General features: G+C 66.7%; 13 protein-coding genes and 1 tRNA gene. 7 read left to right on the top strand and 7 right to left on the bottom strand.

Annotated features, from left to right (window positions below; genetic code table 11):
- Positions 1 to 62: 62 nt before the first annotated feature.
- The 5 genes from LA521A_RS01795 to LA521A_RS01815 are packed head-to-tail and all read right to left on the bottom strand — an operon-like array spanning position 63 to position 5,989.
- The gene (locus tag LA521A_RS01795) at positions 63 to 1,448 is read right to left on the bottom strand and encodes a glycoside hydrolase family 47 protein (protein ID WP_281780681.1); all 1,386 of its coding nucleotides are present in this window, start codon (positions 1,446 to 1,448) and stop codon (positions 63 to 65) included.
- Entirely contained in the window at positions 1,448 to 2,677 is a 1,230-nt protein-coding gene (locus LA521A_RS01800; protein WP_281780682.1) for an AGE family epimerase/isomerase, read from the bottom strand. The genes LA521A_RS01795 and LA521A_RS01800 overlap by 1 nt, the downstream gene beginning before the upstream one ends.
- Positions 2,674 to 3,669, bottom strand: coding sequence for a carbohydrate kinase family protein (locus LA521A_RS01805; RefSeq protein ID WP_281780683.1), 996 nt, complete (start codon positions 3,667 to 3,669; stop codon positions 2,674 to 2,676). Before LA521A_RS01805 ends, LA521A_RS01800 begins: the two co-directional genes overlap by 4 nt.
- The gene (locus LA521A_RS01810) at positions 3,666 to 4,952 is read right to left on the bottom strand and encodes a sugar MFS transporter (protein WP_281780684.1); all 1,287 of its coding nucleotides are present in this window, start codon (positions 4,950 to 4,952) and stop codon (positions 3,666 to 3,668) included. The genes LA521A_RS01805 and LA521A_RS01810 overlap by 4 nt, the downstream gene beginning before the upstream one ends.
- Positions 4,949 to 5,989, bottom strand: coding sequence for a LacI family DNA-binding transcriptional regulator (locus tag LA521A_RS01815; protein ID WP_281780685.1), 1,041 nt, complete (start codon positions 5,987 to 5,989; stop codon positions 4,949 to 4,951). Before LA521A_RS01815 ends, LA521A_RS01810 begins: the two co-directional genes overlap by 4 nt.
- 159 nt (positions 5,990 to 6,148) lie before the next feature.
- On the opposite strand from LA521A_RS01815, the gene LA521A_RS01820 reads away from it, so the two are divergent.
- The 3 genes from LA521A_RS01820 (at position 6,149) to LA521A_RS01830 (ending at position 9,205) form a co-directional block, all read left to right on the top strand.
- Complete coding sequence (locus LA521A_RS01820) at positions 6,149 to 8,503, top strand: GH92 family glycosyl hydrolase (protein WP_281780686.1); 2,355 nt, start codon at positions 6,149 to 6,151, stop codon at positions 8,501 to 8,503.
- A gap of 216 nt (positions 8,504 to 8,719) precedes the next feature.
- A tRNA-Ile gene (locus LA521A_RS01825) sits at positions 8,720 to 8,795 on the top strand.
- 68 nt (positions 8,796 to 8,863) lie between these two features.
- The gene (locus tag LA521A_RS01830; protein ID WP_281780687.1) at positions 8,864 to 9,205 is read left to right on the top strand and encodes a hypothetical protein; all 342 of its coding nucleotides are present in this window, start codon (positions 8,864 to 8,866) and stop codon (positions 9,203 to 9,205) included.
- A gap of 71 nt (positions 9,206 to 9,276) precedes the next feature.
- On the opposite strand, the gene LA521A_RS01835 is transcribed toward LA521A_RS01830, so the two are convergent.
- Positions 9,277 to 9,849 carry a 5-methylcytosine restriction system specificity protein McrC gene (locus LA521A_RS01835; RefSeq protein ID WP_281780688.1) on the bottom strand — a complete coding sequence of 191 codons (573 nt, stop codon included), beginning with the start codon at positions 9,847 to 9,849 and terminating at the stop codon, positions 9,277 to 9,279.
- A gap of 375 nt (positions 9,850 to 10,224) precedes the next feature.
- On the opposite strand from LA521A_RS01835, the gene LA521A_RS01840 reads away from it, so the two are divergent.
- From LA521A_RS01840 to LA521A_RS01850, 3 genes are all read left to right on the top strand, one after another.
- A complete protein-coding gene (locus LA521A_RS01840) occupies positions 10,225 to 11,442 on the top strand; it encodes an NAD(P)/FAD-dependent oxidoreductase (RefSeq protein WP_281780689.1) in 1,218 nt (405 codons plus the stop codon).
- 159 nt (positions 11,443 to 11,601) lie between these two features.
- A complete protein-coding gene (locus LA521A_RS01845) occupies positions 11,602 to 11,820 on the top strand; it encodes a hypothetical protein (RefSeq protein WP_281780690.1) in 219 nt (72 codons plus the stop codon).
- Between the two features lie 64 nt (positions 11,821 to 11,884).
- On the top strand, positions 11,885 to 12,379 hold the full coding sequence (locus tag LA521A_RS01850) for a nuclear transport factor 2 family protein (RefSeq protein WP_281780691.1): 495 nt from the start codon (positions 11,885 to 11,887) through the stop codon (positions 12,377 to 12,379).
- A gap of 53 nt (positions 12,380 to 12,432) precedes the next feature.
- On the opposite strand, the gene LA521A_RS01855 is transcribed toward LA521A_RS01850, so the two are convergent.
- Positions 12,433 to 14,019, bottom strand: a complete 1,587-nt coding sequence (locus LA521A_RS01855) for an FMN-binding glutamate synthase family protein (RefSeq protein WP_281780692.1) — start codon at positions 14,017 to 14,019, stop codon at positions 12,433 to 12,435.
- A 230-nt stretch (positions 14,020 to 14,249) separates the two neighbouring features.
- Between LA521A_RS01855 and LA521A_RS01860 the strand changes: the two genes are divergently transcribed.
- Positions 14,250 to 14,975, top strand: a complete 726-nt coding sequence (locus LA521A_RS01860) for a response regulator transcription factor (protein WP_281780693.1) — start codon at positions 14,250 to 14,252, stop codon at positions 14,973 to 14,975.
- Positions 14,976 to 15,260: the final 285 nt, after the last annotated feature.

Here is a 15,260-nt window from a genome sequence, read left to right on the forward strand (position 1 = left end):
GGCGGATGCGCAAGGAGCCTACGCCCGGGCTTGCTAAGGCCGCGTCAGTCGGACCGCTCGCCTTACTTCCACGTCCGCCGTAGCGGATGCGCTTCGGTCGTGAGGACCACCTTCGCCGGGTCCAGCGTCTGCGGCGGCGCGAACAGAAGGTAGAAATATTTGAAAGTCTCGGCGAGCACGAAGCTTTCCATGTCGTCCTCCTGCTCCTTCGTGATCACGCTGTCCAGCGTCGCGAAGCCGGAGTTCGTACGCGTGTAACGCACGAAATCGTCGAACATCTCGCGACCCATCGCGCGGTACTTCGCGTCGCCGGTAAGGCGGTGCAGGTACCACGCCGATTCGATGATCTCCGGCCGCAGCGGATAGCCCGGCGAGGTCACTTCACCCTTGCGGTAGTCGTACGCCTCCGGCTCGATGCCCCACTTGCGCCACATCGCGAACGACGAATCCTGCAGCCGGCGCGCCGGCGCCACGTCGCCCGTCAGCGCGAGCAGTCCGGGCCAGAACGCATCGAGCGCACCGTAGCGGCTCGCGACGCGTTCGCCGCTGTGCATGTCGACGTGGCCGACCCACAGCGCGCCGTCGACGTCCTCGGGGTAATAGCGGTTGGCCGCGGCGATGCTTTCCTTCCACATCGCATGGCAATCCTCGTCGCCGAACAGCGCCCAGCACTTCCACAGGTACTCGTAGTACGAGTCGATGCGCGCGCCGACGTGGCTGCGCGTGTTGGTCCATTCGCCGGTGGTCACGTCGAAGCGCTCGCCGACCAGGCCGATCTTCGAACGTCGCTTGTAGGTTTCCACCAGCGCACGCTTGGCCTTCTCGTAGAACACCGGGTTGCCGGTGAGCTTGCTCAGCGTGCCGTATTCCAGCAGCAGCGTGCCGGCTTCGGCCGGATTGCTCTCGTTGCCGTGCGCCTTGCCGGTACGCAGGTTGACGTAGACGTACGGCAGGCCGGTGGGCGAATCGAATGCGGGCAGCAGGCGCGTGCCCAGATCCTCCGCCAGGTCGAGCAGGCGCTGGTCGCCGGTGAGCTGGTAACTCGACAGCAGGCCGCCGAGCAGGCGGATCACGATCTCGAAATGCTTCACGTCGAGGTCGCGATCGAACGACAGCTTCGTCGCGATCAGCTCGCGCGCTTCGGCCGCTTCCTCCTCCAGGCCCATCAGGATCATCGTGTCGAGCGCGTCGACCGGCGTCATCAGCAGCGGCTCGCCGTACCAGTCGTGCGGCATGTTGCTGAGCGGCTTGAGGCCGTCGTGCCCCCACGCATACTCGCGATAACCGCGCCACGCGTGCAGGAACTGCGCCTTCACTTCCTGGGCGCTGCGCGCGGCGCGCTTGTCGCTGAACTCCGCGGTCGCGGGCGCCTCGGACGTCTTCGGGTCGGCGGCGACGGCGGCCGCCGGAACCAGCAGCAGGGACAACAACGCAGCGTGCAATCGCATCAGGGTGCTCCGCGGTGACGAAGGACGGCCAGGACGTCGTAACACGCGCCCATGGTGTGGTAATCGGTCTTGCCGGCAGGACTCTTCTCGTCGCTGTACTTGCGGTTGCGCCGATCGAGGATGCGATACCACGCGCCATGCTCGTGATCGACGAAATGCCGCCACGAATACGCCCACAGGCGCTCGTACCAGTCCCAGTAGCGCACCTGGCCCGTGGCGTCGGCGAGTCGCGCCGCGGCCGCGAGCGATTCGGCCTGCACCCAGAAGTACTTGTCGTCGTCGCACACGGCGAACTCCGGCGCGAGGCCGAAGCCGTAGCAGAGCCCGCCGAATTCCTCGTCCCACGCGCGCTGCACCGCGGCGTCGAACAGATGCCGCGCGGTGTCGACCAACCCGTCGACCGGCGTGTTCCGCTCGCGCAGGTGCCCGTCGAGGATGACCAGCAGTTTCGCCCATTCGGTCTGATGGCCCGGCTGGTAGCCCCACGGGCGGAACAGGTGCTTCGGGTCGTCGCGGTGATAATCCCAGTCCACGTTCCAATCGCGGTCGTAGTGCTCCCACACCAGACCGCCGGCCTTCGCCGCCTGCTGCTGCGTCATGCGTTGCGCGAGCACGAGGGCACGGTCGAGGAAGCGTGCATCGCGCGTGGCCTCGTACGCGGAGAGCATTGCCTCGCACATGTGCATGTTCGCGTTCTGGCCGCGATAGGCGGAGAAGTTCCACTGCGCATCCGCTTCGTCGCGATACAGCCTGGCCTCGTCGTCCCAGAAGCGCAGCTCGAGCAGATCCCAGGTTTCATCGATCCACGCGCGGACGTCCTCGATGCCCGCCTTCAGCGCCGTCGCGTACGCGAGCAGCACGAACGCCACACCGTAGCAGTGGTTCGTGCGGTCTTCCGGAGCGCCATCGCGGATCGTCCACGCGTAGCCGCCGCTTGCCGCGTCGCGATGGACCTCGCGCAGATAACGCAGCCCGTGGCGCGCGGCATCGAGGTATTCCGCGTAGCCGAACTCGCGTGCCGCCATCGCATAGTTGAAAACGAAGCGCGTGCTGCTCACCAGGTGGCGATGCGACGCGTCATAAACGCTGCCGTCGTCGCGGAAATAGTGGAAGAAGCCGCCGCGCGCGTCGATCGCGCGCGGGTGGTAGAACGCCATCGTGTCGGCGATATGCGCGCGCAGGAATGCTTCGCTGCGGAACTGCGGTTCCGTCGTGTGCAGGGTGGTCATGAGTCGGTTCGCAGGAGGGTTTCGATGTCGTCGCGCGTCGGCATCGCGGCGAACGCGCCATGCTTCGTCGCGGCCAGTGCGCCCGCTGCGGCGGCGTGGCGAAGCGCGTCCGCAATGGCCGACGCGTCCCCGACGAACGCGTCGAACGATGCTGCATCCACGCCGCGCTCCACCAGGCGCCGTAGCAACCCGGCCACGAACGCATCGCCGGCCGCCGTCGTGTCGACCGCCGACACCCGGAAGGTCGCTACTTCGCCCTGCGCGCCACGCGTGTACCAGCGCACCGGCTTGCCACCGTCGGTGATCAGCACCAGCCGCGCGTGGCCTTGCCACAGCCGTTGCAGCATCGCGTCGTGATGGCCGGCGCGGCGGATCAGGAAATCCGCTTCGCTGCGGCACAGCTTGATGACGTCCGCTTCAGCCAGCGCTTCCCACAAACGCGGTGCCGCGTCGAATCCTTCCGGCCACAACGACGGACGAAGGTTGAGGTCCATGCTCACCAGCGCGCCGTGCTCGCGTGCGAGCTGCATGCCGGCGACGGTGGTCTGCGCGATGTCCGCTTCGGTAAGGCTGTTGGAGCACACGTGCAGCGCGGCCGCATCGGCGAAACACTCGCTGCGGAAATGCTCGACGCGGAACAGCAGGTCCGCCGCCGGTGGGCGATAGAAGCTGAAACTGCGTTCGCCTTCCTCGTCCAGCGAGACGAACGCGAGCGCCGTGCGCGCCTCGCCGGTGTGCACGGTGAATCGCGTGTCCACGCCGAACGCGCGCAGCTGCGACATCAGGAACTCGCCGAACATGTCGACACCCAGCATGCCGACGAAGCGCGCGCTGCCGCCCATGCGCGCGACGGCGGCGCTCACGTTCGCCGGCGCGCCGCCGGCGTACTCGACGAAATGACGCGGCTTGCCCGGCAACGCCGGCAGCGCGAGGAAGTCGATCAACGCCTCGCCGAAGCACACGATCGCCTTGCGTTCCACGACTGCACTCATGCCTGCGTCACCGGGACCGCCTCGACGTCCGCGTGCGTGCGCCGCGCGCCGTTGAACCCGTACCACGCGACGAACGCGTAACACACCAGCGGCAGCACGAACGCCAGCTGCACGCCGATGCGGTCAGCCAGCAGCCCCTGCAACAGCGGCACCACCGCGCCGCCGACGATGGCCATCACCAGCAGGCTCGACGCCTTGCTGGTCATCGGCCCGAGGCCGTCGATGCCGAGCGTGAAGATCGTCGGGAACATGATCGAATTGAACAGGCCGATGGCGACCACGCTCCACACGGCGACGTGGCCTTCGGTGAGGATGGTCGTCGACAGCAGCACCATCGCGCCGATGGCGAAAACGCCGAGCAGCACGCGCGGTTCGATGCGACGCAACAGGAACGAGCCCACGAAACGTCCCGCCATCGCGAGGCCCCAATACCACGCGACGTAGCGCGTCGCCGTGGCTTCGTCCAGCGCGCCGATGCGCGGGTCGCTGATGTAATTGATGAGGAAGCTGCCGATCGCGACTTCCGCGCCGACGTACACGAAGATGCCCACCACGCCCCAGCGCAGGTGACGATGGCGCAGCACTTCGGCGAACGTGTGGCGCTGGTGGTCCGCGCGCTCGGTCGCCTCGGTCAAGGCCGGCAGCCGGAACAGCACGACGAACACCGCCAGCAGGAACAAGCCCGCCGCGATGCCCAGGTACGGCAGCTGCACCGATTCGGCCTGCGCGACGCGATACGCCGTCTGCTGCGCTTCCGGCATCAGCGCGAGATCCGCCGCGCCGATCACCGTGACCGACAGGATCAGCGGCCCGATCAGCAACGGCGCGAGCGTGTGGCCGGCGGAGTTCAACGCCTGCGCGAGCGTCAGGCGGCTCGACGCCGTCTGCGAATCGCCGAGCAGCGCGATGTACGGGTTCGCCGACACCTGCAGCAGCGTGATGCCGCTGGCGAGCACGAACAGCGCGAACAGGAACAGCGGATACGACGGGATCTTCGCTGCCGGGAAGAACGTCAACGCACCGATGCCCGCCACGCACAGGCCGATCACGATGCTGCGCTTGTAGCCGGCGACGGCGACGACCTTGCCCGCCGGCACCGACATCAGCAGGTACGTGCTGAAGAAGGTGAACTGGATCAGCATCGTCTGCGCGTAGTTCATCTCGAACACGGCTTTCAGGTGCGGGATCAGCACGTCGTTGAGGCTGGTCAGCGCGCCCCAGGTGAAGAAGATCATGGTGAGCACCGCGATGGCGGTGCGGTTGGACAGCGGTCGACCGCTCATGCGGCGTCTCCGGGCAGGGTGAACTGGCTGCTCGCGCGCACGAACAGGCGCACGGGGGCGATGGTGGTGGCGGGCGGCGTCGAGGTGTCGCGCAGGCGCTGCAGGATCAGCTCCGCCGCCTGGCGGCCGCGCGCACGTGGATCGACCGCAATCGTCGTCAGCGGCGGCGCGCTGACGGACGCTTCGGGAATGTCGTCGAAACCGGTGACGGCGAAATCGTGGCCGGCGCGACGTCCGCGCGTGGCAAGCCCGGCGATCAGCCCCAGCGCGACGGCGTCGTTGTAGCAGACCGCCGCGGTCGGCGCCGGATCGCGCACGAACAGCGCGCCGGTCTGCCGCGCGGCTTCAAGGCGCGTCGGCGCGCATTCGACGATCCATTGCGGTTCCGGCGCGATGCCTGCTTCGGTCAGCGCTGCGCGCCAACCCTTGCGACGTTCGGCGCATGAACTCGATTCGCCATGTCCGCCGAAGAACGCGATGCGTCGATGACCTTGCGCCAGCAGGTGTTCGGTCGCGAGCCGCGCACCGTGCGCGTTGTCGAGCGCGAGGTAATCCCACTGGTCGCCGAGCGCGCGGTTGAACACCAGCATCGGCGTGCGTGCGCCGAGGAGCGGCCGCAGCCGCGCCGCGTCGCTTCCTTCGGCGGGCGAGAGGATGATGCCGGCGGGATCGTGTTCGAGCAGCGAGGTGAGCACCGCCTGCTGGCGCTCGCTCGATTCGCCGGTGCTGCCGAGCAGCGTGACGTAGCCGGCGGCGCCGAGCGCTTCGTCCACGCCCGCGGCGAATTCCGCGAAGAAGGGGTTGGACAGGTCGTTGATCACCAGCGCCACGGTGGACGAAACCTTGCGCCGCAGGTTCGCCGCGCCGCGGTGGTACACGTAACCCTGGCGCTTGATCTCGGCCTCCACCCGCGCACGCGTCTGCGAGTTCACCAGCGGGCTGCCCCGCAGCACCAGCGACACCGTCGCCCGCGACAGGTCGCAGGCGTCGGCGATGTCGGTCAGCGTCACGCGGCCGCGGAGGGCGGGGGCGGGCATGGAAGGCGGCTCCGGCATTTGGATCGTTCTAAATCGGGCCATCCTGCGGACCGGACCGGCGCGACGCAATCTTGCGCTGCAACATGAGTCGGCGCGTTCCATCGTGCTACGGTCCGGCGTTTAGAACGATCCAAATCAACCTTCGTTCCCGGAGCGCCCATGTCCCGTCGTGCCCGTTCCCATTCCCTGCGCCTGGCCGGAGCCGCGCTGGCGCTCGCCAGCGGGCTCGCCGCAGCGGCCACGCCGTCCGGCGCCGGTGCAAAGGCATTCGCCTCGGTCGATCCCTTCATCGGCACCGGCGGCGAAGGCCACACCTTCCCCGGCGCGACGGTTCCCTTCGGCATGGTGCAGCTGAGCCCCGACACGCAGATCAAGTCGCGCAAGGAAGGCTACGGATGGGCGGCGGGCTACCGGTACGACGACCACACCATCGTCGGTTTCTCGCATACGCATTTCTCCGGCACCGGGCATTCGGATCTGGGCGACGTGCTGGTCATGCCCATCGCGGGCGAGGTGAAGCTCGAACGCGGCGACATCGACAAGCCCGGCAGCGGTTACACCTCGCGATTCGACCACAAGGACGAAAAGGCCGAGCCCGGCTATTACGCCGTGACGCTGCGCGACTACGGCATTCGCGCCGAACTCACCGCGAGCCCGCGCGTCGGCGTGCATCGTTATGCGTTCCCGAAGGGCAAACCCGCGCACGTGCTCGTCGATCTGCGCACGAGCATGTACGACTACCCCGGCAAGGTGCAGTGGTCGCGACTGCGCCTGCGTCCCGACGGCACGCTCACCGGTTTCCGCGAAACGCGCGGCTGGGCGCCGGGTCGCCAGCTGTATTTCGCGATGCGATTCTCCAGGCCGGTCAGCGGACATCAGTTCCACGACACCGAAGAAAACGTCGTCTACAAGGGCTTTCCGCCGCCGGGCGAGAAAGACCCGCGCCAGCGTGCGCAGATCGAAGGACGCCAGCTCGTCGGCGCGCTCGATTTCGACGACGCGCAGGGCGGCACGATGGTCGTGAAGGTCGCGATCTCGCCGGTGAGCGAGGAAGGCGCCATCGCCAACCTCGATGCCGAAGTGCCCGGTTTCGATTTCGATGCCGTGCGCAACGATGCGAAGGCGCAGTGGTCGCAGGCGCTGGGCGCGCTCGACGTCGATGCGCCCGAACCGATGCGTCGCAGCGTCTACACCGCGCTGTATCACACGCTGATGGGGCCTTCGTTGTTCATGGATGCCGACGGTCGTTATCGCGGCCCCGACAACGCCGTGCACCAGGCGAAGGGCTTCACCAACTATTCGACGTTCTCGCTGTGGGACACGTACCGCGCGTTGCATCCGCTGCTGACGATCGTGCAGCCCGAGCAGCGCACCAACGACTTCGTCAATTCGCTGCTCGCGTCGCGCCGCCACAGCGCGTACGGCGTGCTGCCGGTGTGGGCGTTCCACGGGCTGGAGACGTGGTGCATGATCGGCTACCACGCGGTGCCGGTCATCAGCGACGCGTACATGAAGGGAATCCGCGGCTACGACGCAAACGAAGCGCTCGACGCGATGGTCGCCAGCGCCAGCTACGGCCCGTACGACGGCATTGCGCAGTACATGCAGCTGGGTTACGTGCCGATCGACGAGGAAGGCGAGGCCGCATCGAAGACGCTGGAATACGCATTCGACGACTGGACCATCGCACGCATGGCCGATGCGATGGGCCGGAAGGATATCGCGAAGCAGTTCAACAAGCGCGCCGCGAACTGGCAGCACGCATTCGACGAATCCACCGGCTTCATGCGCGCACGCAAGCGCGATGGCGCCTTCCGCGAGCCGTTCGACCCCAGTGCCAGCGGTTACGGCACCGACTACACTGAGGGCAACGCGTGGCAGTACTCCTGGTACGTGCCGCAGGACGTCGCGGGCCTTGCGAAGGCGCACGGCGGCGAAGACAAACTGCTTGCGCGCCTGGACGCCGTGTTCGACGCGAAGGTCGATCCGAAGATCTTCGAACACATGGAAGACATCACCGGCCTCATCGGCTGGTACGCGCACGGCAACGAACCGAGCCACCACGTCGCGTACCTGTATGCGTACGCCGGCCAGCCGTGGCGCACGCAGGCGCGCCTGGGCCACATCATGAAGACGCAGTACGCGCCGCGCCCCGATGGCCTGGCCGGCAACGACGACCTCGGCCAGATGTCGGCGTGGTACGTGTTCACCGCGCTGGGCTTCTATCCCGTTGCGCCGGGCAGCAACGAGTACGTCATCGGCCGCCCCTTCCTGCCGCGCGCCACGCTCGACCTGCCCAACGGAAAGCGCTTCACCGTCATCGCCGACGGCCTGGACGACGCGCACCTCTATATCGGCAACGCCACGCTCAATGGCAAGCCGCTGGATCGCGCGTTCCTGCGCCACGAGGAACTCATGGCCGGCGGCGAATTGCGCTTCACCATGCAGGCGCAGCCGAACACGCAATGGGCGACGGACCCGGCGAAGCGGCCCTATTCGATGTCGGCGCACTGACCTCGCATGGCGCGCTGCAAATGACGCGCGGCGCGTTCGAGCATGCGACGTGCGAGGCGATTACGCCAAGCTGCGATGCGCGCTCTTGTAGCTCCTGTAGCCCGGGTAAGCGAAGCGCACCCGGGGCTCGCTCGCTTCGGACACCTGCGCCCCCACGCGCGTGAGACTCCCGCGCGCCCGACCCACCCCCACCGGCTGCTAAACTCCGCACCCCACGGGCCTATAGCTCAACGGTTAGAGCAGGGGACTCATAATCCCTTGGTTCCAGGTTCGAATCCTGGTGGGCCCACCACCCAAGCGTCCAACGTTGCCCATGCTGGTCCAGCTGTCGGCACAAAACCCCGCAAACTGCGGGGTTTTTTGTGCACACATGTCCATGGTTGTCCAGTTGAATCCGAAATAGCGATCAATCGTGCGAAGGACGACGAGCTCGTCGACGTTTCCGCTCAGCGGGATACTCACGGCGAGGAGGTCGCACTGGACGACGACGTACTGGCGGCGGTGTCGCAGGCTTATCGAACCCGGCCCGGTCAGGAATCGCACGTTCTCGGGCACGAGGTGCAGCGGGCAATGCAGACGCTGCAACCCCAAGTGCGCAAGGCCGTCATCCTGGTGCATGTGCTTGGGTACGAAGTGGAATCCAACGATCCCGGCAAAATCACTGCGGCGACGCTGTGCGACGTGAGGTTCGCGAGATCGTGATCGTCCCTGCTGCCGGATACCGATGAAGGTTCTGTCAGTAGCCGAATAAACGAGGACGGCAGCTCACTGAACTACTGAAAACTCTCTACGATTCCATCGGCCAAGTTGCCGGCAAAAGCCTTCAAAGCACCAGCCCTCGAAATGTGGCGAGTTTCGACTTGAATACCCACGATTCGTACTGCGTCTACCTGCACGCTTTCAAACGCGGTACACGTACCCACAGGTTGCGGTACATCACCTGGCTGGGCCGGGTACGCAAGAACCACCAGGTTGCAACCTGTAGCCTTAGAAAACGCTAGTGCCTCGTACATGTCGGCTTCCGATATGCGAAGCTGCCCCTTCTCTACGTGGCCCTTGTACTTGGCATCTAGGAGTAAGCGGGGTCTTGCGCCATCAGCCTCAATCACGCAGTCGGGAAAGACCGATAGCTTGGTCACGGCGCCCGTGCCCATCTTAGTTTTGGTGCCAAGGGTGAAGCCCTTTTGCGGCACCACTGCCGAACGCCCGAATCCGAGACGAGCCGCCACCGTTAGCAAGTCTTCCCACACCCGCCAGGTCGAAACCAGGTAGCCAGGCGCGTGCGCTTGACCCTGTTTGTAGTTGAGGCCCAGTCCTCCAAGGACGTCGATGGAAAGCTCGTGCAAGGGTTTCCATGATGCTCGCGCAACCTGGCGACAAAGGACTGCGTATGCTCTTGCGCGGGGGGGCACGCCGCCCCGCTCGTCCTCACCTCGAATGCAAAGGGCGTGAGACATGTGGCACGCAAGAAGATTGAGTCGTACGTTGAGGCGGGAAATGGCGCATTGCGAATCCGCCTAGCGCTGCTCCGGTTACCCGGCGCGTTCTTGTGGGCTTGGGTTTGCGTTCGAGGCGCCGAGCAGGGCTGTACGCATCCTCAGACAGCAGGGCTTGCGACACCCGCCACCGCCGCACCCACGCAGCCGCCGACCCACGATCACCCCACCTCGACGCCGCCTTCGCATCCTGCCCTCTGTGCAAACGATGGCCGAAGCCTCCGCATGGATCTGAAGAGCGGCTACCCGTACTGGGCGATCCGGAACGGACTGATGCGGGTGTTTCCGCGAATCGACCAGGAGTGGCGCGGGGACGTCGCCGTGATCGGTGGCGGCATCACCGGCGCGCTGGTGGCGAACGAGCTTGCGACGGCGGGTCATGGCGTCGTCGTGCTGGAGCAGCGCGACATCGGCTGGGGCAGCACGGCGGCCAGTACGGCGCTGTTGCAGTACGAGATCGACACGCACCTCATCGACCTGTGCAAGCGATACGGCGAAGCCGATGGCGTGCTGGCCTATCGTGCCTGTATCGAAGGGCTCGACATCTTCGAGCGCCTCGCCAGCACGCTCGGCAACGTCGATTTCAAGACACAGCAGAGCCTCTATCTGGCCAGCGCGCCGCGTCACGTCGCGACGTTGCAGGAAGAAGCCCGACTGCGAACGCGCCACGGGATCGCCGCGCAGTGGCTGGACGCGGAGGAAGTGCGGGCGCGGTATCGCATCGACGCGGCCGGCGCGATCCTGAGTGAGAAGGCGGCGCGAGTGGATCCGTACCGGATGACGTACCGACTGCTGGCGCGCCTGGCACGACAGGGCGTGGACGTGTTCGATCGCACGCAGATCGTCCGCATCGAGCCGCTTCGCGGACGTGTCCGCCTCGTCACCGCCAATGGGCCCGTCGTCGAGGCCCGGCACGTCGTCGTCGCAGCCGGATACGCCGCGCAGTCGTGGCTGCCGGGCGGCCTGGCGAAAAACCGCAGCAGCTACGCGTTCATCACCGACCCGCTGGATCCCGCGCTGCTCGGCGAACTGGATCGAACGCTGGTCTGGGAATCGGCGCGTCCGTACCTGTACCTGCGGAGCACCCGCGACCACCGGCTGCTCGTCGGCGGCGCGGACGACGCGGTCGACGTACCGGCCCGACGCGATGCGCGCGTGGACAAGAAGGCGAGGGTGCTGCTCAAGCAGTTGTCCAGTCGAGCGCCGCACCTGACCGTGGAGCCGGCGTTCGCATGGGGCGGCACGTTCGCCGAAACCCGGGATGGCCTGCCGTGGTTCGGGCCGCATCCGCGATGGGGCGGGCGCGTGCATTTTGCGATGGCCTATGGCGGCAATGGCATCACCTACAGCGCCATCGGCGCGACGCTGCTGCGCGCCACGATCGAACGCAGGCGGCACCCGTTGTCCCGGTTGTTCGGCTTCGACCGGCTGCGGCGCATGTAGCCGATCGCGGGTCCGTGCAGCCGCCGGAGCCGTCGCGCTATTCCCCGCTTTCGTCGCCCCATCCCCCGGTTCGTCGCAATCCGGTGGATGGAGCGCGGCGCGCGGTCGCAGCCTGTTGCCCGCCGGATGTCCGGCGCGTGTGGCGAAGATAGGCCGACCATGAAAACCCTGATCGCGCTCCTGGCGTGGTGCGTCTTGCTGGTTCTGTGCTGGCCGCTCGCGCTGCTGGCGCTGGTGTTGTGGCCGCTGGTCTGGCTGGTGTCGCTGCCGTTCCGGCTGGTGGGCATCACGTTCTCGGCGCTGTTCGCGTTCGCGCATGCGCTGCTGACGCTGCCGGCACGGTTGCTCGGCTGGCGTCCGCACGCCGCGCCGGCCTGACCTCTACCGCACGGGCAGCACGCCCGCATCGGGCATCACCACATCGATTACAGGGAAGCAGCACATGAAGAAGTTCATGTCCGTGGCGGCCGTTCTGATGGCCGCGACCATATCGAGCACGACCGTCGCGCGCACGCCGCGTGATCCATCGACCGAGCAGGCCGGCCTGTCGCGCACCATCGCGTCGCTCGATACCGCGGTGTTCGACGCATTCAACCGGTGCGACGTCCCCGTGCAGTTGCGCAAGCACGCCAGCTACTTCGCGCCCGACGTCGAGTTCTACCACGACACCGGCGGCGTCACCTGGTCGCGCGAGGAGATGCTCGCGAACACGCGCCAGTACGTGTGCGGGAAGTTCCGTCGCGAACTCGTGCCCGGCTCGCTGAAGGTGTTCCCGATCAAGGAATTCGGCGCCATCGAACAGGGCACGCACCGCTTCTGCCAGTTCGGCAGCGGCAAGTGCGAAGGCATCGCCGACTTCACCATCGTGTGGGAGAACCGCGACGGCGCATGGCGGATCACGCGCGTGCTGAGTTACGGGCATCGCGCCAACGACTGAGTCGGCGGGATTCCCCGGGTGCGCTTCGCTTTACCCGCGGCGCAACAGCACGACTACTTCAGCGCAAACGAATCGCTGCGCGACAGGTCCCAGAACTTGCGGAAGACCGCGTGCTCCGGAATGCCGGAAAGCAATTCGCCCGGCTGCAGGAAGCGGTACAGCGCGCCGAGCGAACGCACTTCCACCTGCGACACGCGACGCAGCACGTGCTCGGGGTCGATCTGCTCGGGATGCTCCAGCCCGGCCGCGCACAGCAGGTCGCGCAGGCCCTTCAGCGTGTTCTGGTGGAACTGGAACACGCGCGTCGCCTTGTCGGGGACGTCGAGCGCGCGCCAGCGCGAGGGATCCTGCGTCGCGATGCCGGTCGGGCAACGGTCGGTGTGGCAGCTCTGCGACTGGATGCAGCCCAGCGCGAACATGAAACCGCGCGCGGCGTTGCACCAGTCCGCACCCATCGCCATCGTGCGGGCGATGTCGAACGCGCTGACGATCTTGCCGGCCGCGCCGATGCGCACCTTGTCGCGCAGGTCCAGGCCGACCAGCGTGTTGTGCACCAGCATCAGCGATTCGTGCATCGGCACGCCGACGTGGTCCATGAACTCCGCCGGCGCCGCGCCCGTGCCGCCTTCGGCGCCGTCCACGACGATGAAGTCCGGCAGCATCCCGGTCTGGCGCATGGCCTTGGCGATGCCGAACCACTCCCACGGATGGCCGATCGCCAGCTTGAAGCCCACCGGCTTGCCGCCCGACAACACGCGCAGCCGCTCCACGAATTCCAGCAGTTCGATGGGCGTGGAGAACTCCGAATGCCGCGACGGCGAATTGCAGTCCACGCCTTCGCGCACGCCGCGCGTCATGGCGATTTCCGCCGTCACCTTCGCGCCGGGCAACACGCCGCCGTGCCCGGGCTTCGCGCCCTGCGACAGCTTGATCTCGACCATCCGCACCTGCGGCAGCGCGGCGGCATCGGCGAAGCGCTGCGGATCGAAGCGGCCGTCCAGGTCGCGGCAGCCGAAATAGCCCGAACCCAGTTCCCACACCAGATCGCCGCCGGGCGCACGGTGGTACGGCGAAATCGAACCCTCGCCGGTGTCGTGGTAGAAGTTGCCGCGCTTCGCGCCTTCGTTGAGCGCGGTGATCGCCGCGGCCGACAGCGAACCGAAGCTCATCGCCGAGATGTTGAACACGCTTGCCGAATAGGGCTGTTTCGCGCGCTCGCCGATGATCAGACGGAAATCGTGCGACGGAATCCGCGTGGGCACCACCGAATGGTTGATCCATTCGTAATCGGCGCCGTACACGTCCTGCTGCGTGCCGAAGGGCCGCGTGTCGTTCACCGCCTTCGAACGCTGGTACACCAGGGCACGCTGCTGCCGCGAGAACGGCACCTCGGCAGTGTCGGATTCGATGAAGTACTGCCGCATCTCCGGGCCGATCGACTCCAGGCCGTAGCGGAAGTGCGCGAGGATCGGGTAATTGCGCCGCAGCGTGCTCCGGCGTTGCAGCATGTCCCACGTGCCCAGCAGCGCCAGCACGCCGAACACGACCGCCACCCACCACCAGTCCGCGTCGAGCCAGGCGATGAAGGCGAAGCACATCGTGAGCGCGATGCTCGCGATGTAAGCGGCATACCGGGACATCCGGTTCTCCTGCGATGGCGTTGGCCGGCCACTGTAGCCCGGCCCGGGCCGAAGCGGGCCCGACCGTGGAATCATGCTCGCTGCGCGCGTGCGCGCCGTGTCGACAAGCGTGGCATCCCTGTCATGCGCCGTGTGAAGAACCGGTGCGCACCAGGTGGCATCGACGCGTCGTATCCAACCCGCACACTCGGCAAAGAACACGTTGACGCGTCCGGTCTTACCATCGGCGCATGCCGAACCGTCCTGACCACGCCCATGCGGCGGCACCGCGCGACTTCCACCGGCCCAAGGTCGCACTCGTCGAAGACGATCCCCACCTGCGCGAAGTGCTGGCGGTGAATCTCGACGATGCCGGCTTCGACGTGATCGCCTGCGCGAGCGCCGAAGCGTTCTGGCGCGAACGCGCGCACACGCCGTTCGACCTCGTCGTGCTCGACCTGACCTTGCCGGGCGAAGGCGGGTTGTCGGTGTTGCGTCGCTTGCGCGCGACCTCGGGCGTCGGCGTCGTCGTCCTCACCGGGCGCACGTTGCCGGCCGATCACGCGCAAAGCCTGACCGAAGGCGCCGATGCGTTCCTGTCCAAGCCGGTGGACCTGCAGGTGCTCGCGGCCACGCTGCGCAGCGTCGTGCGCCGCATGCAGCCGGTCGCGCCGGCGATCGCGTGGCGGTTGACCGGCGATGGCTGGTCGCTGTGCGCGCCCGATGGCGGCATCGTCGAACTCAGCGTGCAGGAGCGCCTGCTGCTGGAGGGCGTGATGGAAGAGCCCGGTCGGGTGGTCACGCGCGAAGCGTTGCTGGAACGCTTCGATCGCGCGAACGAGGAAGTCGATCCGCAGCGGCTCGACATGGTCGTGCATCGACTTCGCAAGAAAGTCGCGCAGCTCGGCCGCCGCCTGCCGTTGCGCACGCTGTATCGCAGCGGGTACGTGTTCCAGGCCGACGCAACGTCGGCCTGATCGCATCGCGCGTGGGTTGATCGAATCGGTCGCTTCGAAAGATTTTGAAAGATTTGAAAAGTTTTGGTCATTGCAGTGTGCGGTGCGTCACATATACAGTGCCGCCCGCTCAGCGACCGGTGACGTCGACCATGCGTGCATGGCGACCTTGCGTCGCGTTCCAGTGGGGCTATCTCTGGCACATCCCTTGCAACGTACGAGCCCGCCCGGCGGGCTGCGGCATGGCGTTGCCGTGAGCTGAGCGACAGGTCGGCCCATCGCCGGCGCTGTGTCGAAAAAAACAGG

Source organism: Lysobacter auxotrophicus (assembly GCF_027924565.1).
Classification (GTDB): Bacteria; Pseudomonadota; Gammaproteobacteria; order Xanthomonadales; family Xanthomonadaceae; genus Lysobacter_J; species Lysobacter_J auxotrophicus.